This is a genomic window from Pseudomonas sp. AO-1 (assembly GCF_019775695.1).
Lineage (GTDB): Bacteria > Pseudomonadota > Gammaproteobacteria > Pseudomonadales > Pseudomonadaceae > Aquipseudomonas > Aquipseudomonas parakoreensis.
On the sequence record NZ_CP079947.1, the window covers coordinates 484,673 to 508,738 of the forward strand.

20 protein-coding genes and 1 pseudogene are annotated in these 24,066 nt (G+C 60.0%); 17 read left to right on the plus strand and 4 right to left on the minus strand.

Going from position 1 to position 24,066, the window contains the following annotated elements; all coding sequences use genetic code 11:
• Window positions 1-150: 150 nt before the first annotated feature.
• Both argE and argA read left to right on the plus strand, forming a co-directional pair.
• Window positions 151-1,296, plus strand: coding sequence for an acetylornithine deacetylase (argE, locus tag KVQ82_RS02285; protein WP_041072182.1), 1,146 nt, complete (start codon window positions 151-153; stop codon window positions 1,294-1,296).
• A gap of 259 nt (window positions 1,297-1,555) precedes the next feature.
• Entirely contained in the window at window positions 1,556-2,854 is a 1,299-nt protein-coding gene (argA, locus tag KVQ82_RS02290) for an amino-acid N-acetyltransferase (RefSeq protein WP_007967974.1), read from the plus strand.
• Between the two features lie 124 nt (window positions 2,855-2,978).
• Here the strand turns inward: argA and tauA are convergent, their stop codons facing one another.
• Entirely contained in the window at window positions 2,979-3,971 is a 993-nt protein-coding gene (gene tauA, locus KVQ82_RS02295) for a taurine ABC transporter substrate-binding protein (protein ID WP_222019352.1), read from the minus strand.
• Between the two features lie 367 nt (window positions 3,972-4,338).
• On the opposite strand from tauA, the pseudogene KVQ82_RS02300 reads away from it, so the two are divergent.
• The 8 genes and pseudogenes from KVQ82_RS02300 (at window position 4,339) to KVQ82_RS02335 (ending at window position 11,618) form a co-directional block, all read left to right on the plus strand.
• Window positions 4,339-5,664 (plus strand): annotated as a pseudogene (locus tag KVQ82_RS02300) (OprD family porin).
• Window positions 5,665-5,959: 295 nt separating this feature from the next.
• Window positions 5,960-6,598 carry a peroxiredoxin gene (locus tag KVQ82_RS02305; protein ID WP_041072107.1) on the plus strand — a complete coding sequence of 213 codons (639 nt, stop codon included), beginning with the start codon at window positions 5,960-5,962 and terminating at the stop codon, window positions 6,596-6,598.
• 339 nt (window positions 6,599-6,937) lie between these two features.
• Window positions 6,938-7,531 (plus strand): NADPH-dependent FMN reductase, encoded by a 594-nt coding sequence (gene ssuE, locus KVQ82_RS02310; RefSeq protein ID WP_041072109.1) that lies wholly within the window; start codon window positions 6,938-6,940, stop codon window positions 7,529-7,531.
• A gap of 89 nt (window positions 7,532-7,620) precedes the next feature.
• A complete protein-coding gene (locus KVQ82_RS02315) occupies window positions 7,621-8,601 on the plus strand; it encodes a sulfonate ABC transporter substrate-binding protein (protein ID WP_222017831.1) in 981 nt (326 codons plus the stop codon).
• Window positions 8,602-8,626: 25 nt separating this feature from the next.
• Window positions 8,627-9,775 (plus strand): FMNH2-dependent alkanesulfonate monooxygenase, encoded by a 1,149-nt coding sequence (ssuD, locus tag KVQ82_RS02320; protein ID WP_041072113.1) that lies wholly within the window; start codon window positions 8,627-8,629, stop codon window positions 9,773-9,775.
• An 8-nt stretch (window positions 9,776-9,783) separates the two neighbouring features.
• Window positions 9,784-10,566, plus strand: coding sequence for an aliphatic sulfonate ABC transporter permease SsuC (ssuC, locus tag KVQ82_RS02325; protein ID WP_222017832.1), 783 nt, complete (start codon window positions 9,784-9,786; stop codon window positions 10,564-10,566).
• Window positions 10,563-11,369, plus strand: coding sequence for an aliphatic sulfonates ABC transporter ATP-binding protein (ssuB, locus tag KVQ82_RS02330; RefSeq protein ID WP_086792338.1), 807 nt, complete (start codon window positions 10,563-10,565; stop codon window positions 11,367-11,369). The genes ssuC and ssuB overlap by 4 nt, the downstream gene beginning before the upstream one ends.
• Before the next feature lie 33 nt (window positions 11,370-11,402).
• On the plus strand, window positions 11,403-11,618 hold the full coding sequence (locus tag KVQ82_RS02335; RefSeq protein WP_007967989.1) for a molybdopterin-binding protein: 216 nt from the start codon (window positions 11,403-11,405) through the stop codon (window positions 11,616-11,618).
• A gap of 135 nt (window positions 11,619-11,753) precedes the next feature.
• Here KVQ82_RS02335 and KVQ82_RS02340 read toward each other — a convergent pair whose 3' ends face one another.
• On the minus strand, window positions 11,754-12,380 hold the full coding sequence (locus KVQ82_RS02340) for a TetR/AcrR family transcriptional regulator (protein ID WP_222017834.1): 627 nt from the start codon (window positions 12,378-12,380) through the stop codon (window positions 11,754-11,756).
• 259 nt (window positions 12,381-12,639) lie between these two features.
• A complete protein-coding gene (locus KVQ82_RS02345) occupies window positions 12,640-14,016 on the minus strand; it encodes a glutamine synthetase family protein (RefSeq protein WP_003229254.1) in 1,377 nt (458 codons plus the stop codon).
• Window positions 14,017-14,746: 730 nt separating this feature from the next.
• On the opposite strand from KVQ82_RS02345, the gene KVQ82_RS02350 reads away from it, so the two are divergent.
• The 7 genes from KVQ82_RS02350 to KVQ82_RS02380 all read left to right on the plus strand — a co-directional run bounded on the left by KVQ82_RS02350 (window position 14,747) and on the right by KVQ82_RS02380 (window position 23,106).
• A complete protein-coding gene (locus tag KVQ82_RS02350) occupies window positions 14,747-16,105 on the plus strand; it encodes a glutamine synthetase family protein (protein WP_007967993.1) in 1,359 nt (452 codons plus the stop codon).
• 56 nt (window positions 16,106-16,161) lie between these two features.
• Window positions 16,162-17,526, plus strand: a complete 1,365-nt coding sequence (locus tag KVQ82_RS02355; RefSeq protein WP_222017837.1) for an aspartate aminotransferase family protein — start codon at window positions 16,162-16,164, stop codon at window positions 17,524-17,526.
• A gap of 171 nt (window positions 17,527-17,697) precedes the next feature.
• Window positions 17,698-18,807 (plus strand): polyamine ABC transporter substrate-binding protein, encoded by a 1,110-nt coding sequence (locus tag KVQ82_RS02360; protein ID WP_047297197.1) that lies wholly within the window; start codon window positions 17,698-17,700, stop codon window positions 18,805-18,807.
• A 187-nt stretch (window positions 18,808-18,994) separates the two neighbouring features.
• Complete coding sequence (locus KVQ82_RS02365; protein WP_041072123.1) at window positions 18,995-20,092, plus strand: polyamine ABC transporter substrate-binding protein; 1,098 nt, start codon at window positions 18,995-18,997, stop codon at window positions 20,090-20,092.
• 67 nt (window positions 20,093-20,159) lie between these two features.
• Window positions 20,160-21,302: an ABC transporter ATP-binding protein gene (locus KVQ82_RS02370; protein ID WP_003229245.1), complete on the plus strand. Its 1,143-nt coding sequence runs from the start codon at window positions 20,160-20,162 to the stop codon at window positions 21,300-21,302.
• A gap of 35 nt (window positions 21,303-21,337) precedes the next feature.
• Window positions 21,338-22,219 (plus strand): ABC transporter permease subunit, encoded by an 882-nt coding sequence (locus tag KVQ82_RS02375; protein ID WP_174377002.1) that lies wholly within the window; start codon window positions 21,338-21,340, stop codon window positions 22,217-22,219.
• Window positions 22,216-23,106: an ABC transporter permease subunit gene (locus KVQ82_RS02380; protein ID WP_041072127.1), complete on the plus strand. Its 891-nt coding sequence runs from the start codon at window positions 22,216-22,218 to the stop codon at window positions 23,104-23,106. The genes KVQ82_RS02375 and KVQ82_RS02380 overlap by 4 nt, the downstream gene beginning before the upstream one ends.
• A gap of 91 nt (window positions 23,107-23,197) precedes the next feature.
• On the opposite strand, the gene KVQ82_RS02385 is transcribed toward KVQ82_RS02380, so the two are convergent.
• On the minus strand, window positions 23,198-23,839 hold the full coding sequence (locus tag KVQ82_RS02385; protein ID WP_222017840.1) for an HD domain-containing protein: 642 nt from the start codon (window positions 23,837-23,839) through the stop codon (window positions 23,198-23,200).
• Window positions 23,840-24,066 lie beyond the last annotated feature (227 nt).

A 24,066-nucleotide genomic window follows, 5' to 3' on the forward strand; every position in this document is an offset into this window, starting at 1 on the left:
GAAAATCCAGGATCGGGAGCGCAGCCGGGGGAATGTGTGGCTGCCAAGGCCGTGCAGTGTACAGGACTCAAACTTCCTACGCCCTGCGGCGGTTTATTCCTGGCGCCGGATGGCTCTATGATGGACTTCAAATCGGAGTTGGAGTCAGCGATGCCTTTGCCGTCCATGCAAGACCAGTTCGCTGCACTGATCGCCGCACCGTCGGTCAGCTGCACCCAACCGGGCCTGGATCAGTCCAACCGGGCGGTGATCGATTTGCTCGCCGGATGGCTGGGTGATCTGGGTTTCAGCTGCGATATCCAGCAGGTCAGCCCCGGCAAATTCAACCTGCTCGCCAGTTACGGCAGCGGCCCCGGCGGTCTGGTGCTGGCCGGGCACAGCGATACCGTGCCTTATGACGATGCGCTGTGGCAGACCGATCCGCTGAAGCTTACCGAAGTTGACGGCCGCTGGGTCGGGCTGGGCAGTTGCGACATGAAGGGCTTTTTCGCGCTGATCATCGAGGCCGTGCAGCCGCTGCTCGACCAACCGTTCAAGCAACCGCTGCTGATTCTCGCCACCTGTGATGAAGAAAGTTCGATGTCCGGTGCTCGCGCGCTGGCCGAGGCCGGCAAGCCGCTGGGCCGTGCGGCGGTGATCGGCGAGCCGACCGGGCTCAAGCCGATTCGCATGCACAAGGGCATCATGATGGAGCGCATCGATATCCTCGGGCAGAGCGGCCATTCGTCGGATCCGCGTCTGGGGCACAGTGCCCTCGAAGCGATGCACGATGCCATCGGCGAACTGCGCGGTTTGCGCCTGCTGTGGCAGCGTGAATTCAACAATCCGCAGTTCAGCGTGCCGCAACCGACGATGAACTTCGGCTGTATTCATGGCGGAGATAACCCCAACCGCATCTGTGGCCAGTGTTCGCTGGAGTTCGACCTGCGCCCGCTGCCGGGCATGGACCCGAAAGTCCTGCGCGCGGAAATCCTGCGCAAGCTCAATCCGGTGGCCGAGCGGCATCAGGTGAAGATCGATTACAAACCATTGTTCCCGGAAGTGCCGCCGTTCGAACAGGCCGAAGACGCCGAATTGGTGCGCATCGCCGAAAAGCTCACCGGCCACCGTGCCGAAGCAGTAGCGTTTGGCACCGAAGCGCCTTATCTTCAGCGCCTTGGCTGCGAAACCATCGTGCTCGGCCCCGGCGACATCGCCTGTGCCCACCAGCCCGGCGAATACCTCGAAATGTCACGTTTGCAGCCTACCGTGCACCTATTGCGGCAGTTGATTGAACATTACTGCCTGAAGAATTGAACACATCCCTTGTAGGCGCTGCCGAAGGCTCGGGCCGCGTTCGGACGATCTTTTGATCTTGTCTTTTAAAAACAAAGTCAAAAGATCGCAGCCTGCGGCAGCTCCTACAGGGAAAGTCGTTAAATTAGTGGGAATCTAACCCGTATTCATGAGGAGAGCGCGCGTGTCGCCAAGCCTGTTCCGACGATAACCATCAGCCCGCTGTGCGTTTTCCGTTTCGCCCTTTTTTCCGGCTGCTATTTATTACAGGCCTAGGTTCATGCCCGAATACGTCAATTGGCTTCGTCACGCGTCCCCTTACATCAATGCCCACCGCGACTGCACGTTCGTCGTCATGCTGCCCGGCGACGGTGTGGAGCATCCGAACTTCGGCAACATCGTCCACGACCTGGTGCTGTTGCACAGCCTCGGCGTGCGTCTGGTGCTGGTCCACGGTTCGCGTCCGCAGATTGAAACCCGCCTCGCCGCTCGCGGCCTGACCCCGCACTATCACCACGGCATGCGCATCACCGATGCGGCAACCCTGGAATGTGTGATCGATGCAGTCGGTCAGCTGCGTATTGCCATCGAAGCGCGGCTGTCGATGGACATGGCCTCGTCGCCGATGCAAGGCTCGCGTCTGCGGGTGGCCAGCGGCAACCTGGTCACGGCGCGGCCGATCGGCGTGCTCGAAGGAGTCGACTATCACCACACCGGCGAAGTGCGCCGGGTCGACCGTAAAGGCATTAATCGCCTGCTCGACGAGCGCTCGATCGTGCTGCTGTCGCCGCTGGGCTACTCGCCGACCGGGGAAATCTTCAACCTCGCCTGCGAAGACGTCGCCACCCGCGCCGCCATCGACCTCGGTGCCGACAAACTGTTGCTGTTCGGCGCTGACCTCGGTCTGATCGACGAAAACGGCAAACTGGTGCGCGAACTGCGGCCACAACAGGTGCCTGCGCATCTGGCGCGTCTGGGCAACAATTATCAGGCCGAACTGCTGGATGCCGCCGCCGAGGCCTGCCGTGGCGGCGTCGCGCGCAGCCATATCGTCAGCTATGCCGAGGACGGTGCACTGCTGACCGAACTGTTCACCCGCGATGGTGGCGGTACGCTGGTCGCTCAGGAGCAATTCGAACTGGTGCGCGAGGCGGCGATTGAAGACGTCGGCGGTTTGCTTGACCTGATCAGCCCGCTGGAAGAGCAGGGGATTCTGGTGCGTCGCTCGCGCGAAGTGCTGGAGCGCGAAATCGAGCAGTTCAGTGTGGTTGAGCGTGAAGGGATGATCATTGCTTGTGCGGCGCTGTACCAGATTGCCGATTCGGACGCCGGTGAGCTGGCGTGCCTGGCGGTGAATCCGGAGTACCGCCATGGCGGTCGCGGCGATGAACTGTTGGAGCGCATCGAGACCCGTGCCCGGGCGCAAGGGTTGAAAACCCTGTTCGTCCTCACCACCCGCACGGCGCACTGGTTCCGCGAACGTGGCTTCGAGCCTAGCAGCGTCGAGCGCCTGCCGGCGGCGCGGGCGTCGCTGTACAACTATCAGCGCAATTCGAAGATCTTCGAAAAGACCCTCTGAAGATTAGCGAAGGACTTTTGTGGCGAGGGGATTCATCCCCGATGGGCCGCGCAGCGGCCCCCGCTTTAGCAAAAGCAGGGGACTGCTGCGCAGTCCATCGGGGATGAATCCCCTCGCCACCTATTCAATTGTTTTCGGTTACAAACTTCGCACTGACGTACGGCGAGTAGTCCGGCAGCACCGTCTCGACCTTGCCTTGTTCCTTCAAAAACTTCGCCGTCTCACCTATCGCCTTGGCCGTGCCGCCATCCAGCAGTGCGGTGGTTTGCTGCGCCTTGGCATCCGGGAAGGCCGACCCGGCCAGCAGCTCCGGCACATCGGCCGCATTGGCACCGGTCAATTTGGCGATTTTCTGCACCGGCGCCGAGTCCGGCGTCCAGCTGTCTTTATGGCTGGCGTAATCGGCAAATGCGTCTAGAGTGACCTTGGCAAACTTGGCCACCACCTCAGGATGCTTCTCGGCGTAGTCCTTGCGCGCGACCCAGACTTCGAAGGTCGGTGCGCCCCATTGGCCGACTTGTGCGGCATCGGTCAGGGTCTTGCCGGTCTTGCGGATTTCCCCCAGCGCCGGCGACCAGACAAACGCACCATCTATATCCCCACGCTTCCATGCCGCTGCGATTTCTGCGGGCTGCAGGTTCACCACTTTGACTTTCGAGGTGTCCAGGCCCCAGTGCTTGAGTGCGCCGAGCAAGCTGTAGTGGGAGGTGGAAACGAAAGGCGTGGCGATGGTCTTGCCGACCAGGTCCTGCGGGGTATTGATCCCGCTGCCATTGCGCACCACCAGCGCCTCGGCGGCGTTGATCTGCGCTGAAACAATGAAAGCGACGATCGGCAGATTGCGAGAAGCGGCCGCTGCCAGAGGGCTGGAGCCAAGGTTGCCGATCTGTACGTCGCCCGATGCAAGGGCTGTCACAACTTCCGGGCCGCTATTGAAGCGACGCCAGTCGATTTTCTCGCCGATGGTCTTCTCGTAGACGCCGTCGGCCTGAGGGACTTTGCTCGGGTCGATACCGGTTTGATAGCCAACGGTAAGGTTGGCGGCATGGGCGGAAAAAGAAATCAGCGCTGATACACAAACTGTAACAAATTGACTAGATAGTGCGCGTTTGGCCATCATGGCGTCGCCTTTTCGATAGGGTTTGACGAATCGGGGTTGCGCCAAAGCTAATCGATATAAAAAAAGGCTAACAAATACCATTTAGGAATGAGCTTAGTCGCCGATACGCTGTTTCCCGGCGGAGGTGGCACGATACTGGCCATATTTCGAAATGATATGAAAAAGAATGAATAAATTCTTTTTGGGTTTATCAGGAAATCTTTACTCTGCACGGACCAAATCACTGCGATTAGACCTTGGTCGTAGACACACAAGGTTACGATTGACTTGTCAGTCACGGTCTGGCGCTAATCGCGCATCTTAGGATCCAGGGCATCAGACCCCGGGCCAGGAACACAAGAATTAGAAACGAGAGGAGCTTTACATGAACAAGTCCACCTTGGCCCTGGCTGTGGCCGTAGGGGTTTTGGCGCAGCAGGCAGGCGCCGCCGGTTTCATCGAAGACAGCAAGGCCACCTTGGGGCTGCGTAACTTCTACATCAACACCGACAACCGTGATGGCGCTGGTGCGAACAAGAACGAAGAGTGGGGCCAAGGCTTCGATCTGCGTTTCATCTCCGGCTACACCTAAGGCACCGTGCAGTTCGGTGTTGACGCGATCGGCCTGTACGGCGTGCGTCTGGATTCCAGCCCGGCCACCAGTGGCAACTCCGCCGGTACCGCGTCGGGCGGCACCGTGTTCCCAAGCGATGGCAACCGTGCCGTGCATGACTTCGCCAGCCTGGGCGTGACCGGCAAGGTCAAGATCTCTCAGACCGAACTGAAAGTCGGTACCCTGATGCCGAACAACCCGGTCATCAAGTACAACGACGGCCGTCTGCTGCCGCAAACTTTCCAGGGTGAAGCGATCACCTCGAACGAGTTCAAGGATCTGACCCTGACTGCCGGTCAGGTCGAGGCCGTGAAAGGTCGTAACTCCAGCAACAACGAGAACATGTCGATTGCCGGTGCGAACGCTGGTTCGAACTATGACAAAGGCGTGTTCAGCAACAAGTTCTACTACGGTGGTGCGGACTACAAGGTCACCAAAGACCTGACCGCTTCGTACTACTACGGTGAGCTGAAAGACTTCTACTCGCAGAACTTCCTGGGTCTGGTACACAACTGGGCAATCGGCCCGGGCGTACTGAAAAGCGACCTGCGTTACTACCGCAGCCGCGACAACGGTGCCAACGGCGATACCGCTGCCTACTACACCAGCGGTTACTACGGTGGCAAAACCGTCAAGGGCAAAGTCGACAACGATCTGTACAGCTACCTGGCCCTGTACTCGGTTGAAGGTCACACCTTCGGTGCCGGTTACCAGTACACCAAAGGCGACAGCGACTTCCCTTGGCTGAACCAGGGTGACGGCTCGTCGAACAGCACCATCACCGACATGCAGATCCAGAAGTTCGCCCGTGCTGGCGAGCGTACCTGGCAGGCTCGCTACGGCTACGATTTCGCCAAGATCGGCGTTCCTGGCCTGACCGCCAACGTGATCTACCTGCGTGGCAACAACATCGACACTCCGCTGGGCGAAAAAACCGAGTGGGAACGTGACCTGACCATCGGTTACGTGATTCCGGAAGGTCCGCTGAAGAACCTCGGCGTTGCCTGGAAAAACGCGATGTGGCGTACCGACCTGGCGAACACCCGTTCCCAGGACGAAAACCGCCTGATCGTCAGCTACTCGATCCCGCTGCTGTAATAGCGCGCTCAAGCGGCTGATGTAAAAAAGCCCCGTCCGGCATTGCGCCGGACGGGGCTTTTGCATTTTCGGGTCAGGCTCACCCCCGTAAGCCTGTCCCGAAATTTCCCTCTTTTGCAGCTACTCAAGGCCTTCTCGAACCTTGGGGTCGATGTTCGTCGCGATGGCGGCGAGCGTCCAGTGAACGATGTTTAATATTCTTTTAAGTGCTAGATATCTAGTTATTTATTCTTTTTCATGATGGCAAATCCCAAGCTACAGTTGAGTTCTCCAACAACTCATCAGGAGCAGCATCATGAGCCTCAGACTCGGCGACATCGCCCCCGATTTCGAACAGGATTCCAGCGCCGGCAAGATTCGTTTTCACGAGTGGCTGGGCGATAGCTGGGGTGTGCTGTTCTCCCACCCGGCCGACTTCACCCCGGTGTGCACCACCGAGCTGGGCTTCACCGCCAAGCTCAAGGATGAGTTCAGCAAGCGCGGCGTCAAAGCCATTGCGCTGTCGGTGGACCCGGTGGACTCGCACCACAAGTGGATCGAAGACATCAACGAAACCCAGAACACCATCGTCAACTTCCCGATCCTGGCCGATGCCGATCGCAAGGTGTCCGATCTCTATGATCTGATCCACCCGAACGCCAACGACACGCTGACCGTGCGTTCGCTGTTCGTCATCGATCCGAACAAGAAGATCCGCCTGACCATCACCTACCCGGCGAGCACCGGACGCAACTTCCACGAGATCCTGCGGGTGATCGATTCGCTGCAGCTTACCGACAACTACAAGGTGGCTACCCCGGCCAACTGGCAGGACGGTGAGGAGGTGGTGATCGTGCCGTCGCTCAAGGATGAGGAAGAGATCAAGCGGCGCTTCCCCAAAGGCTATCGTGCGGTGAAACCATACCTGCGCCTGACGCCGCAGCCGAATAAGTGAATCCAGTGAGATATTTCTTGTAGCTACCGGCGCTTTCGTCGGAACGCCGCCCGGAGCAGGCTCGCTCCCACATTTGAAATGCAGTCTCCCTGTGGGAGCGAGCCTGCTCGCGAAGGCGTCAGTCCGGGCAGTACAGAATTCAGAACCACAAAGCAGGGGATTTCAGGCCGTTTTCACGGCCTGTTTTTTTGCCCGGAACAAAGCAAACATCATATCTCTTAAATGCATAACCAAATGAATAAATATGATTTATGGATATATAAATCAGCTGGTAAGGTCACTCCATTGAAGCGAGATCGCAACCCGCGAATCGCCTGTAACGCGCAAGGAATTGTCTGAATGCTGGTCGTCTCACTCGGTGGCAGTCCCAGCCAGCGCTCCCGTTCCGGGGTGTTGCTGGAGCGCTCGCAACGCTGGTTGCAGGAGCAGGGGGTGGAAGTGGTGAGTTATCAGGTGCGGGACTTCCCGGCCGAAGACTTGCTTCACGCCCGCTTCGACAGCCCGAAGGTGCTCGACCTGCTGGCGCAGATTGAAAACGCCGACGGTCTGCTGATCGCCACGCCGGTGTACAAGGCGTCGTTTTCCGGCGCACTGAAGACCGTGCTCGATCTGCTCCCGGAACGCGCCCTGAACCACAAGATTGTGCTGCCGATGGCCACGGGCGGCAGCATCGCCCACATGCTGGTGGTCGATTACGCCCTCAAGCCAGTGCTGTCGGCATTGAAAGCCCAGGAAATGCTCCAGGGCATTTTCGCCGAAGACAGCCAGATTGCTTACGGCGAAGGCAGTGCCCAGGCGCAACTGGCGCCGGCGCTGGAGCAGCGTCTGCACGAAGCACTGGAGCAGTTTGTCAGTGCCATGGCCCGCCGGCCGAAACCGCTGGAGCCGGGCCTGTTGAATGAACGTTTGTTGAGTGCTCGCTGGAGCATTTGAGCCTTACCCGAATTTGCTCCACTCACCTTACTCAGCCGCTAACGGCCAAGCAGGTGCAGCCAAAACCCAACAGCAAAAAGGAGAGCGCTATGCGCCCTGTATTTTTGCGTCGTGGTCTGGTCGCTCTGTTTGCTGCGGCTGTGTCCTTCGGCGCCATTACTCAAGCTCAGGCCGAGACTCTACGGATCGGTTATCAAAAATACGGCACGCTGGTGCTGCTCAAAGCCAAAGGCACTCTCGAAAAACGTCTGGCCGCGCAAGGCGTGGACGTGCAATGGACTGAATTCCCCGGCGGCCCGCAACTGCTCGAAGGCCTGAACGTCGGCTCGATCGACTTCGGTGTTACCGGCGAAACCCCACCGGTATTCGCTCAGGCTGCCGGCGCTGACCTGCTCTATGTCGCCTACGAACCGCCAGCGCCGAATAGCGAGGCGATCCTCGTACCGAAAGACTCGCCGATCAAATCGGTCGCCGATCTGAAGGGCAAGAAAGTCGCGCTGAACAAAGGCTCCAACGTGCACTACCTGCTGGTGCGCGCCCTTGAAGATGCCGGCCTCAAATACGCTGATATCCAGACCGTATTCCTGCCGCCGGCCGATGCCCGCGCCGCGTTCGAACGCGGCAGCGTCGACGCCTGGGTGATCTGGGACCCGTACCAGGCCGCTGCCGAGCAACAGCTGCAAGCGCACACCCTGCGTGACGGCAAAGGCATCGTCGACAACCATCAGTTCTACCTCGCGACCAAACCCTACGCGCAGAAAAATCCCGAGGTGATCAAGACCCTCGTCGAAGAAGTGCGCGCCGTTGGCGAGTGGTCCAAAGCCAACCCTGAAGACGTGACCCAACAGGTCGCGCCACTGCTCGGCCTGCCGGCGGACATCACCCTGACCTCGGTGAAGCGCCAGGGCTACGGTGCGCTGTTCCTGACCCCGGACGTGGTCGCCGCGCAACAGAAAATCGCCGACACCTTCTACCAGCTCAAGCTGATTCCCAAGCCGTTGAGCATCAAGGACGTGATCTGGACCCCACCGGCCGCTGTGGCCCAAAGCTCGGTTACCCAAGCCCAGTAAATCGAATCCCCAAGGAGACCACTCCATGAGCCTTAATATCTTCTGGTTCCTGCCTACCCACGGCGACGGCCATTACCTTGGCACCGCCGAAGGCGCCCGCGCCGTTGACCACGGTTATCTGCAACAGGTCGCGCAAGCGGCGGATCGTCTGGGTTTTGGCGGCGTGCTGATTCCCACCGGCCGTTCGTGCGAAGACTCGTGGCTGGTGGCCGCGTCGCTGATCCCGGTGACCCAGCGTCTGAAATTCCTTGTCGCCCTGCGCCCCGGGATCATTTCCCCGACGGTGGCCGCGCGGCAGGCAGCGACCCTGGATCGTCTGTCCGGCGGTCGCGCGCTGTTCAACCTGGTGACCGGTGGCGACCCGGAAGAGTTGGCCGGTGATGGTCTGTTCCTCGATCACGAAGCGCGTTATCAGGCTTCGGTGGAATTCACCCGCATCTGGCGTCGGGTGCTGGAAGGCGAAACCGTCGATTACGACGGCGAACACATCAGCGTGAAGGGCGCCAAACTGCTCTATCCGCCGATCCAGCAACCGCGCCCACCGCTGTACTTCGGTGGCTCCTCGGAAGCGGCGCAGGATCTCGCTGCCGAACAGGTCGAGATGGTCCTGACCTGGGGCGAGCCGCCAGCGGCAGTCGCCGAGAAGATCGAGCAGGTGCGCGCCAAAGCCGCCAGACTCGGACGTACTGTGCGCTTCGGCATTCGTCTGCATGTGATTGTGCGCGAAACCAACGCCGAAGCCTGGCAAGCAGCCGACCGGCTGATCTCGCATCTGGACGACGACACCATCAAGCGTGCGCAGGCGTCACTGGCGCGCTTTGATTCGGTTGGTCAGCAACGCATGGCCGCGCTGCACGGCGGCAGTCGCGACAACCTCGAAGTCAGCCCGAACCTGTGGGCCGGCGTCGGTCTGGTGCGGGGCGGTGCGGGTACGGCGCTGGTCGGCGATGGCCCGACCGTGGCCGCCCGTGTGAAGGAATACGCGGATCTGGGCATCGATACGTTCATCTTCTCCGGTTATCCACACCTCGAAGAGTCGTATCGCGTCGCTGAACTGCTGTTCCCGCACCTCGACATCGAGCGTCCGGAGCTGCCGAAAAGCGCCGGTTACGTCAGCCCGTTCGGCGAGATGGTGGCCAACGACATTCTTCCCAAAGCCGCGTCGCAGAGCTGAGGCGCGCCATGAACAAATTTATCCACAGCCTCGCGCCCTGGGCGTTGCCGGTGCTCCTGCTGGCGGTGTGGCAGTTGTCGGTGTCGGCCGGTTGGTTGTCGACGCGGATCCTGCCGGCACCGGTGGCAGTGATCGAGGCCGGTGTCAGTCTGGTGCGCAGCGGCGAGATCTGGACGCACCTGGCGATCAGCGGCTGGCGCGCGGCGCTGGGCTTCACCATCGGCGGCAGCATCGGCCTGGTGCTGGGCTTCATCACCGGCCTGTCGAAGTGGGGCGAACGCCTGCTCGACAGCTCGGTGCAGATGATTCGCAACGTGCCGCACCTGGCGCTGATTCCGCTGGTGATCCTGTGGTTCGGCATCGACGAGTCGGCGAAGATTTTCCTGGTGGCGTTGGGCACGTTGTTCCCGATCTACCTCAACACTTATCACGGCATCCGCAACGTTGATCCGGCGTTGGTGGAGATGGCGCGCAGTTATGGCTTGAGCGGTTTCAGCCTGTTCTGGCAGGTGATTTTGCCGGGCGCGCTGCCGTCGATTCTGGTCGGCGTGCGCTTTGCGCTGGGCTTCATGTGGTTGACGCTGATCGTTGCCGAAACCATTTCCGCCAGCTCCGGCATCGGCTATCTGGCGATGAATGCCCGGGAGTTTTTGCAGACCGATGTGGTGGTGCTGGCGATCCTGCTTTACGCGGTGCTCGGCAAACTCGCCGACCTCGCGGCCCGTGGACTTGAACGTGTGTGGTTGCGCTGGCACCCGGCTTATCAGGTTGCCAAGGGAGGTGTGGCATGACCGCTCAACAACCTCCACGCCTGCTGCGCGGGATTCCGCTGGTGGTGCGCAACCTGCAGAAAACCTTTGGTGCGCGGCAGGTGCTGCGCGACATCGACCTGCACATTCCAGCGGGGCAATTCGTCGCCGTGGTCGGGCGCAGCGGTTGCGGCAAGAGCACGTTCCTGCGTCTGCTCGCCGGCCTCGACCAACCGACGGGCGGCGACCTGTTGGCCGGTGCCGCACCGCTGAGCGATGCGCGCGAAGACACCCGGCTGATGTTCCAGGAAGCACGGCTGCTGCCGTGGAAAAAGATCATCGACAACGTTGGCCTCGGCCTTAACGGCAACTGGCGCCCGCAAGCGCTGGAGGCGCTGGAAGCGGTGGGTCTGGCCGATCGTGCCAACGAATGGCCGGCCGCCTTGTCCGGTGGGCAGAAGCAGCGTGTGGCGCTGGCCCGGGCGCTGATTCATCAACCGCGCCTGCTGCTGCTCGACGAGCCGCTGGGTGCGCTGGATGCGCTGACCCGGATCGAGATGCAGCAACTGATCGAACGCCTCTGGCAGAAACATGGGTTCACCGTGCTGCTGGTGACCCACGACGTCAGCGAAGCGGTGGCGATTGCCGACCGGGTGATTCTGATCGAGGACGGCGAAGTCGGCCTCGACCTGCCAGTGGAGCTGCCACGCCCGCGAGTGCGCGGATCGCATCGACTGGCGGCGCTGGAGACCGAAGTACTCAACCGTGTTCTGTCCCTGCCCGGCGAGCCGCCGGAGCCGGAACCTGTTTCACCACTGCCTACGCAATTGCGCTGGGCTCAATAACTCAAGTTACCTCCAACGACAGGAATCAAAGCCATGACTATCAAAGCCATCAACGTGCGCAACCAGTTCAAAGGCTCGATCAAGGAGATCGTTCTCGGCGACGTGCTGTCGGAAATCGACGTGCAGACCGCCTCCGGCATCGTCACTTCGGTGATCACCACCCGCTCGGTCAAGGAGCTGGAACTGGCGGTGGGCAGCGAAGTGATCGCCTTCGTGAAGTCCACCGAGGTGTCGATCGCCAAGTTGTAAGCCTGTGAGTAAAAAATAACCCCGAAAGGCGTGAGCCCTTCGGGGTTTTTCTTTTTGAAGATCAAAAGATCGCAGCCTTCGGCAGCTCCTACAAGGGAATGCGCGCCTGTAGGAGCTGCCGAAGGCTGCGATCTTTTAGCGTTTAGGCAGATAAGGCGGCAGATACAACCCGAGATAGGCATCAAACACCCGCATCCCTTCCTCGGCCATGCGCGGCGTGATCTGTCCGTGCTGCTGCACCGAGCGCGCATACACGCGGTCGCCCAGTTCCATCGCCAGCGCAAACACGTCGACATCGGTCGGCAGTCGCGGCAATTCGAAGTGACGGTCGAACAGCTTGTGCATCAGGTCGCCGAGTTCGATGTCGTGTTGCCGGTCGGCCTGGGTCACTTCGGTCAGGCCGTGCTGGGCGAGGATCAACTGACGGGCCGCCGCGTCTTCGTCGTAGATCTCCAGCATCCGCTCCTCGACCAGTCGCGACAGGTCACGCCAGTCGCGCAGGGCGTCGTGGTCGATCGGCGCTTGCAGGCAGGCGCGAAACGCCGCGTGCACGTCGGCGGTCAAGGCTTCGAGCAGCGCCGGGACGCTGGCGAAGAAGTGGTAGACCGAGGAGGGCGGAATCTGCGCGCGTTCGGCGACGCTGTAGATCGACAGGCTGGCCACACCCTCGGCAGCCAGCAGCGTGCGCGCGGCGTCGAGTATCGAGTCGATGCGCGCCTGACTGCGGGCACGGGGTTTACGGACGGGGGCGGGACGCGTCATGGAAGTCTCCTGCGGGGCAGCGGGCATTGTACGAGCCGGGTTCGATGTTGTCTGCCCGGACGCCATCGCTGGCAAGCCAGCTCCCACAAGGAATGTTTTTGTACTTGGAATCTATGCTCGACGAAGAGCATGTGGGAGCTGGCTTGCCAGCGATCCGCCGCAGGCGGCCCTTCACACCAAACACAGGGGTTTGTGTTCTGCCATAAAAAAACGCTGCGGGCTGTAATGGCCGGCAGCGTTTTTTATTCCTGCAAACCGCTTAAACGGTATGCAGATACCAGTTGTACTCAAGGTCGGAGATGGAGTGTTCGAACTCCTCCAGCTCGCTTTCCTTGCAGGCGACGAAGATATCGATGTATTTCGGATCGATGTACTTGGCCATCACCTCGCTGTCGTCCAGCTCACGCAGGGCATCGCGCAAGTTGTTCGGCAGGCTTTGCTCGTTCTGCTCGTAGCTGTTGCCTTCGACCGGAGCGCCCGGTTCGATCTTGTTCACCAGACCGTGATGCACACCGGCCAGAACCGAAGCCATCAGCAGGTACGGGTTGGCGTCGGCGCCGGCCACGCGGTGTTCAATCCGCACGGCATCGGCTGAGCCGGTCGGTACGCGGATCGCCACGGTGCGGTTGTCCAGGCCCCAGCACGGCGAGTTCGGTACATAGAACTGCGCGCCGAAGCGACGGTACGAGTTGACGTTCGGGCAGAGGAAAGCCATCTGCGCCGGCAGGGTCTCGAGCACACCGCCGATCGCGTGACGCAGCGCGGCGTTCTGCTCGGGATCCTCGCTTGCAAAGATGTTCTTGCCATCTTTGTCGAGCACCGAGATGTGGACATGCAGACCGTTACCCGCCTGGCCCGGATACGGCTTGGCCATGAAGGTGGTGTCCATTTCATGGTCGTAGGCGATGTTCTTGATCAGACGCTTGAGCAGGACCGCGTAGTCGCACGCCTTGATCGGGTCGGCGACGTGGTGCAGGTTCACTTCGAACTGCGCCGGGGCACTTTCCTTGACGATGGCGTCGGCCGGGATGCCTTGTTCTTTGGCACCTTCCAGAATGTCCTGGAGGCAGTCGACGTATTCGTCGAGGTCGTCGATCAGGTAGACCTGAGTCGAGTGCGGGCGTTTGCCGGAAATCGGCGAGCGTGGCGGCTGAGGGCGGCCGTTCACGTTTTCCTGGTCAATCAGGTAGAACTCTAGCTCGAAGGCTGCGCAGATGGTCAAGCCGAGCTCGTCAAACTTTGCAACAACTTGACGGAGCACTTCGCGCGGATCGGCGAAGAACGGGTCGCCTTCGAGTTCGTGCATGGTCATCAACAGTTGCGCGGTCGGGCGCTTCTGCCATGGCTCGTTGCACAGGGTATCCGGGATTGGATAGCAGATCCGGTCGGCGTCGCCGATGTCCAGACCCAGGCCGGTGCTTTCCACCGTAGAACCATTGATATCCAGAGCAAATAGAGAGGCCGGCAGGTTGATGCCTTTCTCGTAAACCTTGTGGAGGCTGGTGCGTTCGATGCGCTTGCCGCGCACCACACCATTCATATCCGCAATCAGAAGGTCAACGTACAGAACCTCAGGATGTTCCTTAAGGAACGCGTTCGCTTCGTTAAGCTGAACGGCACGCGGGGGTACCGACATGATGCAACACCTTTGTTGTTAAAAATATCAATCATTGATCTTTTCTGGTTTCAGTCAACCCGAACGGCATGCCGAAGTCAAGCGAGGCCTTTTTTGCCCTAAAAAAGCGCTGCAAGGGCATTTATGGGGCACTTTGGGGCAGTTTTTTGTCCTTGGGACGCTTGGCACCCGCGGGCTTGAGCAGGCCGTGTTGTATTTTTTACGGGGGTGTTGTGTAAAAAAATGAACAAGGCTAAGCTCCGATCAAACCCATAACAGCAATAATACCGGGGTGCTTCATGTCTCGCCTGCCGTTAATCGGCATCACCGACTGCTCGCAACAGTCCGGTCTGCATGCTCAACACATCAGTGGCGACCAATCCGTCCGTAGTGCAGCCCGCAAGGCTCGCGGGCTGTCGACGATGTCCTCGTCCGCATCAGGCCAAACGGCAGCGTCCGTTATTCTGGACGTACGGCAAAGCATTCTCTTTATGGCGCCTTCCTTCAATATAGATCCCTTTGAGTCCCAAAGCCTGTGCCGCTTCCCCAGCCGTGCTCATGATTCTGCACGCCTTGAATGTGCACAGGAAATGCAACGCCAGCGTAAAGGGCAGGTAAGCTCCTCTTTCATTGTCGATGCGCGGTGCCAGGCGTAAGCCGGCACTGCGCGCAAGCAAACCCCCTTTAACGCGACGCCACGGCGTCAAACTTTGCCTGACACGATGTCAGGAGACTCAGCCCAGAGGCATTTATGAGTAACAACCTCGACCAGCTCACCGATTGGTTGAAAGACCACAAGATCACAGAAGTCGAATGCATGATCGGCGACTTGACCGGTATCACCCGGGGCAAGATCTCGCCGACCAACAAGTTCATCGCCGAAAAGGGCATGCGCCTGCCGGAAAGCGTGCTGTTGCAGACCGTGACCGGCGACTACGTCGAAGACGACATCTATTACGAACTGCTCGACCCGGCCGACATCGACATGATCTGCCGCCCCGATCAGAACGCCGTATACCTGGTGCCGTGGGCCATAGAGCCGACCGCTCAGGTGATCCACGACACCTACGACAAGCAAGGCAACCCGATCGAGCTGTCGCCGCGCAACGTGCTCAAGAAAGTCCTGAAACTCTACGCCGACAAGGGCTGGCAGCCGATCGTGGCGCCGGAGATGGAGTTCTACCTGACCAAGCGCAGTGACGACCCCGACTATCCGCTGCAGCCGCCGATCGGCCGCTCGGGCCGTCCGGAAATCGGGCGTCAGTCGTTCTCCATCGAAGCGGCGAACGAATTCGACCCGCTGTTCGAAGACGTCTACGACTGGTGCGAACTGCAGGAGCTGGACCTCGACACGCTGATCCACGAAGACGGCACGGCACAGATGGAAATCAACTTCCGTCACGGCGATGCACTGTCGCTGGCCGACCAGATCCTGGTGTTCAAGCGCACCATGCGCGAAGCCGCGCTCAAGCACGACGTGGCCGCCACCTTCATGGCCAAGCCGATGACCGGCGAGCCGGGCAGTGCGATGCACCTGCACCAAAGCATCATCGACATCGAGACCGGCAAGAACGTGTTCTCCAATGAAGACGGGACCATGAGCCAGCTGTTCCTGCACCACATCGGTGGCCTGCAGAAACTGATTCCGGAATTGCTCCCGCTGTTCGCGCCGAACGTCAACTCGTTCCGCCGCTTCCTGCCGGACACTTCGGCGCCGGTGAACGTGGAGTGGGGCGAAGAGAACCGCACCGTGGGCCTGCGCGTCCCGGATGCCGGCCCGCAGAACCGCCGCGTGGAAAACCGCCTGCCGGGCGCCGACGCCAACCCGTACCTGGCGATTGCCGCGAGCCTGCTCTGCGGTTACATCGGTATGGTCGAAGGCCTCAACCCGAGCGCGCCGGTGGTCGGTCGCGGCTACGAACGCCGCAACCTGCGCCTGCCGCTGACCATCGAAGACGCGCTGGAGCGTATGGAAAACAGCGCAACCATCGAGAAATACCTGGGCAAGACCTTCATCACCGGCTACGTCGCGGTCAAGCGGGCCGAGCATGAAAACTTCAAGCGCGTGATCAGTTCCTGGGAGCGTGAGTACCTGCTCTTCGCCGTCTGATACGCCGGGCGCGGCTGGCAGCAGCCGCGCCTTCACCGATAACAAGGAGAATTGGCATGACCAGCAACAACCCGCAAACCCGTGAGTGGCAAGCCCTCAGCAGCGAACACCACCTGGCCCCGTTCAGCGACTTCAAGCAGCTGAAAGAAAAGGGTCCACGGATCATCACCAACGCCAAGGGCGTGTACCTGTGGGACAGCGAGGGCAACAAGATCCTCGATGGCATGGCGGGTCTGTGGTGCGTGGCGATCGGTTATGGCCGCGATGAGCTGGCTGACGCAGCCGCGAAGCAGATGCGTGAACTGCCTTACTACAACCTGTTCTTCCAGACCGCGCACCCGCCGGCGCTGGAACTGGCCAAGGCCATCGCCGACGTGGCGCCGGAAGGCATGAACCATGTGTTCTTCACCGGCTCCGGCTCCGAAGGCAACGACACCATGCTGCGCATGGTTCGCCACTACTGGGCGATCAAGGGCCAGCCGAACAAGAAAGTCATCATCAGCCGCAAGAACGGTTACCACGGTTCCACCGTGGCCGGCGCGAGCCTGGGCGGCATGACCTACATGCACGAACAGGGCGACTTGCCGATCCCGGGCATCGTCCACATCGCGCAGCCGTACTGGTTCGCCGAGGGCGGCGACATGTCGCCGGAAGAATTCGGCATCTGGGCCGCCAATCAGCTGGAAGAGAAGATTCTCGAAGTGGGCGTGGACAACGTCGGTGCGTTCATTGCCGAGCCGATCCAGGGCGCTGGCGGCGTGATTATTCCGCCTGATACCTATTGGCCGCGCATCAAGGAAATCCTCGCCAAGTACGACATTCTTTTCGTCGCTGACGAGGTGATCTGCGGTTTCGGTCGTACCGGCGAGTGGTTCGGTTCGGATTTCTACGACCTGAAGCCGGACATGATGACCATCGCCAAAGGCCTGACCTCCGGTTACATCCCGATGGGTGGCCTGATCGTCCGTGACGACGTGGTGAAGGTGCTCAACGAAGGTGGCGACTTCAACCACGGCTTCACCTACTCCGGGCACCCGGTGGCGGCAGCGGTGGGTCTGGAAAACATCCGGATTCTGCGCGACGAGAAAATTATCGAGAACGTGCACAACGAAACGGCACCGTATTTGCAGAAACGTCTGCGCGAACTCAACGACCACCCGTTGGTGGGCGAAGTGCGCGGCGTCGGTTTGCTGGGGGCGATCGAGCTGGTGCAGGACAAGGCCACTCGCAAGCGTTACGAAGGTCGGGGCGTGGGCATGATCTGCCGGCAGTTCTGCTTCGATAACGGCCTGATCATGCGCGCCGTGGGCGACACCATGATCATTGCGCCGCCGCTGGTGATCAGCAAGGCGGAGATCGATGAGCTGGTGACCAAGGCACGCAAGTGCCTGGACCTGACCCTCAGTGCGTTGCAAGCCTAAGTGCTAGGCTTCGAGCGGGGGAGCTGCGGCGCTCTCGCTCGAAGGTGTCAGAAAGGTGGGCCTTTTCTTGAAAGACCGCCTCCGATCTTGCCAGACTAGCCGCAGTTCCAGTTGTCGGGGTTCGGCCGCTGAACAAAGTGGTTCAAAAAAGAAAAATTTGGAGCATGACGCATGAAGGCATTAGGTAAAAAGCTTGCTGGCAAGACTCTTCTCGCGCTGTCCGTCGCGGGCATGATGGCGGGTGCGGTTCACGCGGACGACAAGGTACTGCACGTTTACAACTGGTCCGACTACATCGCTCCGGACACCATTGCCAACTTCGAGAAAGAGTCCGGGATCAAAGTCGTTTACGACGTATTCGACAGTAACGAAACCCTGGAAGCCAAACTGCTGGCGGGCAAATCCGGTTACGACGTCGTTGTGCCGTCGAACAACTTCCTGGCCAAGCAGATCAAGGCCGGTGTTTATCAGGAGCTGGACCAGTCCAAGCTGCCAAACTGGAAGAACCTGAACCAGGACCTGCTCAAGGCCGTGTCGGTCAGCGATCCGGGCAACAAGCACGCCTTCCCGTACATGTGGGGTTCGATCGGTATCGGTTACAACCCGGAGAAGGTCAAGGCTGCGCTGGGCGTCGACACCATCGACTCGTGGGACGTGCTGCTCAAGCCGGAAAACATCGCCAAGCTCAAGGGCTGCGGTGTGAGCTTCCTCGATTCGCCGACCGAAATGCTCCCGGTCGCACTGCACTACCTGGGCCTGCCTACCGACACCCAGAAGAAAGAAGACATCAAGAAAGCCGAGGACCTGTTCCTCAAGATTCGTCCTTCGATCACCTACTTCCACTCCTCCAAGTACATCTCGGACCTGGCCAACGGCAACATCTGCGTAGCGGTCGGTTACTCGGGTGACGTGCAGCAGGCCAAGTCCCGTGCCGCCGAGGCCGGTGACAAGGTGAAAGTCAGCTATGCCATTCCGAAAGAAGGCGCTGGCAGCTTCTTCGACATGGTCGCCATCCCTAAAGATGCCGAAAACGTCGAAGGCGCCTACAAGTTCATGACCTTCCTGCAGAAGCCTGAAGTCATGGCCGGCATCACCAACGCCGTACGCTTCCCGAACGGTAACGCTGCTGCGACCGCTCTGGTGGAAAAAGACATCACCAGCGATCCAGGCATTTACCCGCCAGCCGACGTGCAGGCCAAGCTGTATGCGATCGCCGACTTGCCGGCCGCTACCCAGCGCGAAATGACCCGCAGCTGGACCAAGATCAAATCCGGTAAATAAGCCGGTTTGAAGCAGCAACCGCTGGCTGTCGTCGCCATGACGGCGGTCAGCGGATCAATTAAATGACAGAAAGTTTTGCTGGATCGGTTTTTCGAAGGTAAGTTGCGCGCCGGTTTTGTTGCCGGGCAACCGTGACTGTCGTGCAGCACGGGGCAACTTGGGCCCAACTAAATTAGAGGACCTCCACTTGCCTATTTTTTCTTCTTTGCGCAAAGCCCTGCTGGCCACTGCCGGCCTGACGATCGCTGTCGGAGCCCAGGCCGCCGGTACGGTGCATATTTATAACTGGTCGGATTACATCGGCGAGACCACCCTGGCCGACTTCCAGAAAGAAACCGGGATCAAACCGGTGTACGACGTGTTCGATTCCAACGAGACCCTGGAAGGCAAGCTGCTGGCCGGGCGTACCGGTTACGACGTGGTCGTGCCGTCGAACCATTTCCTTGGCAAGCAGATCAAGGCAGGCGCGTTCCAGAAGCTCGACAAGTCGCAGCTGCCGAACTATGCGAATCTCGATCCGGTGCTGCTCAAGCGCCTGGAGCAGAACGATCCGGGCAACCAGTACGCGGTGCCGTACCTGTGGGGCACCAACGGCATCGGCTACAACGTCGACAAGGTCAAGGCCGTGCTCGGTATCGACAAGATCGACTCCTGGAGCGTGCTGTTCGAACCGGAGAACATCAAGAAGCTGCACAGCTGCGGCGTCGCGTTCCTCGACTCGGCCGATGAAATGATGCCGACCGTGCTCAACTACATGGGCCTGAACGCCAACAGTACCAATCCGAAGGATTACGCCAAGGCCACCGACAAACTGCTGGCCGTGCGTCCTTACGTCACCTACTTCCACTCCTCGAAATACATCGGTGATCTGGCCAACGGCGACATCTGCGTGGCCATCGGTTTCTCCGGTGACATCTTCCAGGCCAAGCACCGTGCCGAGGAAGCCAAGAAGGGCGTGAACATCGCCTACTCGATTCCGAAAGAGGGCGGCGCGCTGTGGTTCGACATGCTGGCGATTCCGAAGGACTCGTCCAACGTCAAAGAGGCCCACGCCTTCATCAACTATTTGCTGAAACCTGAGGTGATCGCCCAGGTCAGTGATTACGTCGGTTACGCCAACCCCAACCCGGGGTCGGACAAGCTGATGGAGCAGTCCATCCGCACCGATGAAGCGGTTTATCCACCGCAAGCAGTCCTCGACAAGACTTACGTGTCGGTCGAGTTGCCACCCAATATTCAGCGTTTGATGACCCGTAGCTGGACCAAGGTCAAGTCGGGCAAGTAAGGCACAAACTATCCTGGGTTCGTCCGCATGGGGCGAACTGCACTGTTTTTTTCTGGGAGTTTCGTAAATGGCAGTTGCCTCCGGCGCCTATAAGAAAGCCCTCGAGGGCGACCAGACACCTAAGCAGGTGTTGGTCAAAATCGACCGGGTCACGAAGAAGTTCGACGAGACGATTGCCGTGGACGATGTGTCCCTGGAAATCAAGAAGGGCGAAATTTTCGCCCTGCTCGGCGGTTCGGGATCGGGCAAATCCACACTGCTGCGGATGCTGGCAGGGTTCGAACGGCCCACGGAGGGGCGCATTTTCCTCGACGGCGTCGACATCACCGACATGCCGCCGTACGAGCGACCGATCAACATGATGTTCCAGTCGTACGCCTTGTTCCCGCACATGACCGTGGCGCAGAACATCGCCTTCGGCCTCAAGCAGGACAAGATCCCCAACGCCGAGATCGATGCGCGTGTGGCCGAGATGCTCAAACTGGTGCAGATGAGCCAGTACGCCAAGCGCAAGCCGCATCAACTGTCCGGCGGTCAGCGGCAGCGTGTGGCACTGGCGCGTTCGCTGGCCAAGCGGCCGAAACTGCTGCTGCTCGACGAACCCATGGGCGCACTGGACAAGAAACTGCGTTCGCAGATGCAGCTGGAGCTGGTGGAAATCATCGAGCGCGTGGGCGTGACCTGCGTGATGGTGACCCACGACCAGGAAGAGGCCATGACCATGGCCGAGCGCATCGCGATCATGCACCTGGGCTGGATCGCCCAGATCGGCAGCCCGATCGACATCTACGAAACCCCGACCAGCCGTCTGGTCTGCGAATTCATCGGCAACGTGAACATCTTCGAAGGCGAAGTGATCGACGACGCTGAAGGCCACGCGACCATCACCTGCAAGGACCTCGACCGGCAGATCTATGTCGGCCACGGCATCAGCACTTCGGTGCAGGACAAATCCGTGACCTACGCGATTCGTCCGGAGAAGCTGCTGGTCACCGCCGAAATGCCGACCTGCGAATACAACTGGTCCAGCGGCAAGGTGCATGACATCGCCTACCTCGGTGGGCACTCAGTGTTCTACGTCGAATTGCCGAGTGGCAAGCTGGTGCAGTCGTTCGTCGCCAACGCCGAGCGTCGCGGCCAGCGTCCGACCTGGGGTGATCAGGTTTACGTGTGGTGGGAAGACGATAGCGGCGTGGTACTTCGCTCATGAACATGCGCAAATTCAAACGCCGGCTCAATCGAATAATTCCCGGTGGCCGCCAGTTGGTCATCGGGGTTCCCTTCATCTGGCTGTTCCTGTTCTTCATGCTGCCGTTCTTCATCGTCCTGAAGATCAGCTTTGCCGAAGCCGATGTGGCCATTCCGCCTTACACCGAGATCTACACCTTCGCCGAGCAGAAGCTGCAACTGCTGCTGAACCTTGGCAACTACGCAATGCTCGGCGACGACGAGTTGTACATCGCCGCGTACCTTGGCTCGCTGAAGATGGCGTTCTTCAGCACGCTGTTGTGCCTGCTGATCGGCTACCCGATGGCCTACGCCATCGCCAGCGCCCGTAAAGAGCTGCAGACGGTGCTGGTGCTGCTGATCATGATGCCGACCTGGACCGCGATCCTGATCCGTGTGTATGCGTGGATGGGCATTCTCAGCAACAACGGCCTGCTCAACGGGTTCCTGATGAGCATGGGCTGGATCGACGAGCCGCTGCAGATCCTCAACACCAACCTCGCGGTGTACATCGGTGTTGTCTACTCGTACCTGCCGTTCATGATTCTGCCGCTGTACGCCAACCTGGTGAAGCACGATCACAGCTTGCTGGAGGCCGCTGCCGACCTCGGTTCGAGCACCTTCAACAGCTTCTGGAAAATCACCATTCCACTGTCCAAGAACGGGATCATTGCCGGCTGCATGCTGGTGTTCATCCCGGTGGTCGGTGAGTTCGTGATCCCGGAACTGCTCGGCGGTCCGGAAACCCTGATGATCGGTAAAGTGCTCTGGCAAGAGTTCTTCAACAACCGTGACTGGCCGGTGGCGTCCGCCCTGGCGGTGGTGATGCTGGCGATCCTGATTGTGCCGATCATCCTGTTCAACCGCAGTCAGGCCAAGGAAATGGAGGGTAAAGAATGAAGCGCTTCCGTTTCTCCAGCCTGATGCTGGTACTGGGTCTGTTGTTCATCTACCTGCCGATGCTGATCCTGGTGATCTACTCGTTCAACGCCTCGAAACTGGTGACGGTATGGGGCGGCTGGTCGATCAAGTGGTATGTCGGCCTGCTCGACAACACGCAACTGATGGGCTCGGTGGTGCGCTCCCTGGAAATCGCCTGCTATACCGCGGTTGCCGCGGTGGCGCTGGGTACGCTGGCCGCCTTCGTGCTGACCCGCATCACCCACTTCAAGGGCCGCACGCTCTTCGGTGGCCTGGTGACGGCGCCGTTGGTGATGCCGGAAGTGATCACCGGTCTGTCGCTGTTGCTGCTGTTCGTGGCCATGGCGCAGATGATCGGCTGGCCGCAGGAACGTGGCATCGTCACCATCTGGATCGCCCACACCACGTTCTGTGCAGCGTATGTGGCGGTGGTGGTGTCGGCGCGTCTGCGTGAGCTGGACCTGTCGATCGAAGAGGCAGCCATGGACCTCGGTGCGCGGCCGTGGAAGGTGTTCTTCCTGATCACCATACCGATGATCGCGCCGTCGCTGGCGGCGGGCGGCATGATGTCGTTCGCGCTGTCGCTGGACGATCTGGTACTGGCGAGCTTCGTCTCCGGCCCGGGTTCGACGACCCTGCCGATGGAAGTGTTCTCGGCGGTGCGTCTGGGTGTGAAGCCGGAGATCAATGCCGTGGCCAGCCTGATTTTGCTGGCGGTATCGCTGGTGACCTTCCTGGTGTGGTTCTTCAGCCGCCGCGCCGAAGAAGCGCGCAAGAAAGCCATCCAGCAAGCCATCGAAGAAGGCGCTGCCGATTCGTGGAAACAACCGGACGTGCGCCGCGCGCCTGCGCCGGAAGCGGCCTGACGGGCAAAAAGATCGCAGCCTGCGGCAGCTCCTACAGTGGATGCAATCTCTGTAGGAGCTGCCGCAGGCTGCGATCTTTTGCTTTTGGAGCTCAGGAAATCCAAGGGGATGTACGGATGACCTCGACAAAGTTCATCGGCCTGAACCCCGGCTCCTGATCCACCAGCACATCGGTCTTCACATTGCCGAACGTGGTCTGCGGACGATGGCGCAAGCCGTCGGCAAACGCGCAGATGATGCATTCCTTGAAACCTTCCCCGCGTGGATGCGCATGCACCACCGCCTCGCGCTGGGTACTGCTGAACGCCGCGTAATCCATCCCCAACACGTCCATCTCGACACCCGCCGTCACCAGCGCCACAGTCGGCCGCAGATGTTTGGGCACGCCCGGCGTGGTGTGCAGGGCAATCGACAGCCAGACCTGTTCGATGTCGTCTTCGCTGAGCCCGTACGGTTTGAGAAACGCCGCTGCCGCGTTGGCGCCATCCACTTCGAAACGCTCGTCGTCACTGCGATAGCCCTCGACCAGTCCGAGGTCGTGGAACATCGCGCCGACATACAGCAGCTCCGGGTTGTAGGTCAGTTGTTGGCGTTCGCCACTCAGCGCACCGAACAGAAACACCCGGCGCGAGTGGTGGTAGAGCAGGTCGGATTCGATGTCGCGAATGTACTCGGTGGTGGCCCGGGCGAGGGCGCTGTCGGGGATTTTGATGCCGGCAATGGTCGTGCTCATAAGGTGTTTCCTCGTCGAAAACGCCGTTGTGGCGCTGATGGACAAAGTCTGTTCCCCGAGGCACTGCACGAACAATCAACCCATGGCTGCGATCCTTGCCAATCGACCTGCAAATCGTGCCAACTCACTTAAAACAGCAGACACCGAACCTGTGGCGAGGGGATTCATCCCCGATGGACTGCGCAGCAGTTCCAAAACCTGCTATTTCGGCGAATCAGGTAAACCGC

Bases quoted from the DNA above. Each gene is read 5' to 3' on its own strand.
- argE (WP_041072182.1), top strand. From the start codon at position 151: ATGCCTTTGCCGTCCATGCAAGACCAGTTCGCTGCACTGATCGCCGCA.
- argA (WP_007967974.1), top strand. From the start codon at position 1,556: ATGCCCGAATACGTCAATTGGCTTCGTCACGCGTCCCCTTACATCAAT.
- tauA (WP_222019352.1), bottom strand. From the start codon at position 3,971: ATGGCCAAACGCGCACTATCTAGTCAATTTGTTACAGTTTGTGTATCA.
- KVQ82_RS02305 (WP_041072107.1), top strand. From the start codon at position 5,960: ATGAGCCTCAGACTCGGCGACATCGCCCCCGATTTCGAACAGGATTCC.
- ssuE (WP_041072109.1), top strand. From the start codon at position 6,938: ATGCTGGTCGTCTCACTCGGTGGCAGTCCCAGCCAGCGCTCCCGTTCC.
- KVQ82_RS02315 (WP_222017831.1), top strand. From the start codon at position 7,621: ATGCGCCCTGTATTTTTGCGTCGTGGTCTGGTCGCTCTGTTTGCTGCG.
- ssuD (WP_041072113.1), top strand. From the start codon at position 8,627: ATGAGCCTTAATATCTTCTGGTTCCTGCCTACCCACGGCGACGGCCAT.
- ssuC (WP_222017832.1), top strand. From the start codon at position 9,784: ATGAACAAATTTATCCACAGCCTCGCGCCCTGGGCGTTGCCGGTGCTC.
- ssuB (WP_086792338.1), top strand. From the start codon at position 10,563: ATGACCGCTCAACAACCTCCACGCCTGCTGCGCGGGATTCCGCTGGTG.
- KVQ82_RS02335 (WP_007967989.1), top strand. From the start codon at position 11,403: ATGACTATCAAAGCCATCAACGTGCGCAACCAGTTCAAAGGCTCGATC.
- KVQ82_RS02340 (WP_222017834.1), bottom strand. From the start codon at position 12,380: ATGACGCGTCCCGCCCCCGTCCGTAAACCCCGTGCCCGCAGTCAGGCG.
- KVQ82_RS02345 (WP_003229254.1), bottom strand. From the start codon at position 14,016: ATGTCGGTACCCCCGCGTGCCGTTCAGCTTAACGAAGCGAACGCGTTC.
- KVQ82_RS02350 (WP_007967993.1), top strand. From the start codon at position 14,747: ATGAGTAACAACCTCGACCAGCTCACCGATTGGTTGAAAGACCACAAG.
- KVQ82_RS02355 (WP_222017837.1), top strand. From the start codon at position 16,162: ATGACCAGCAACAACCCGCAAACCCGTGAGTGGCAAGCCCTCAGCAGC.
- KVQ82_RS02360 (WP_047297197.1), top strand. From the start codon at position 17,698: ATGAAGGCATTAGGTAAAAAGCTTGCTGGCAAGACTCTTCTCGCGCTG.
- KVQ82_RS02370 (WP_003229245.1), top strand. From the start codon at position 20,160: ATGGCAGTTGCCTCCGGCGCCTATAAGAAAGCCCTCGAGGGCGACCAG.
- KVQ82_RS02380 (WP_041072127.1), top strand. From the start codon at position 22,216: ATGAAGCGCTTCCGTTTCTCCAGCCTGATGCTGGTACTGGGTCTGTTG.
- KVQ82_RS02385 (WP_222017840.1), bottom strand. From the start codon at position 23,839: ATGAGCACGACCATTGCCGGCATCAAAATCCCCGACAGCGCCCTCGCC.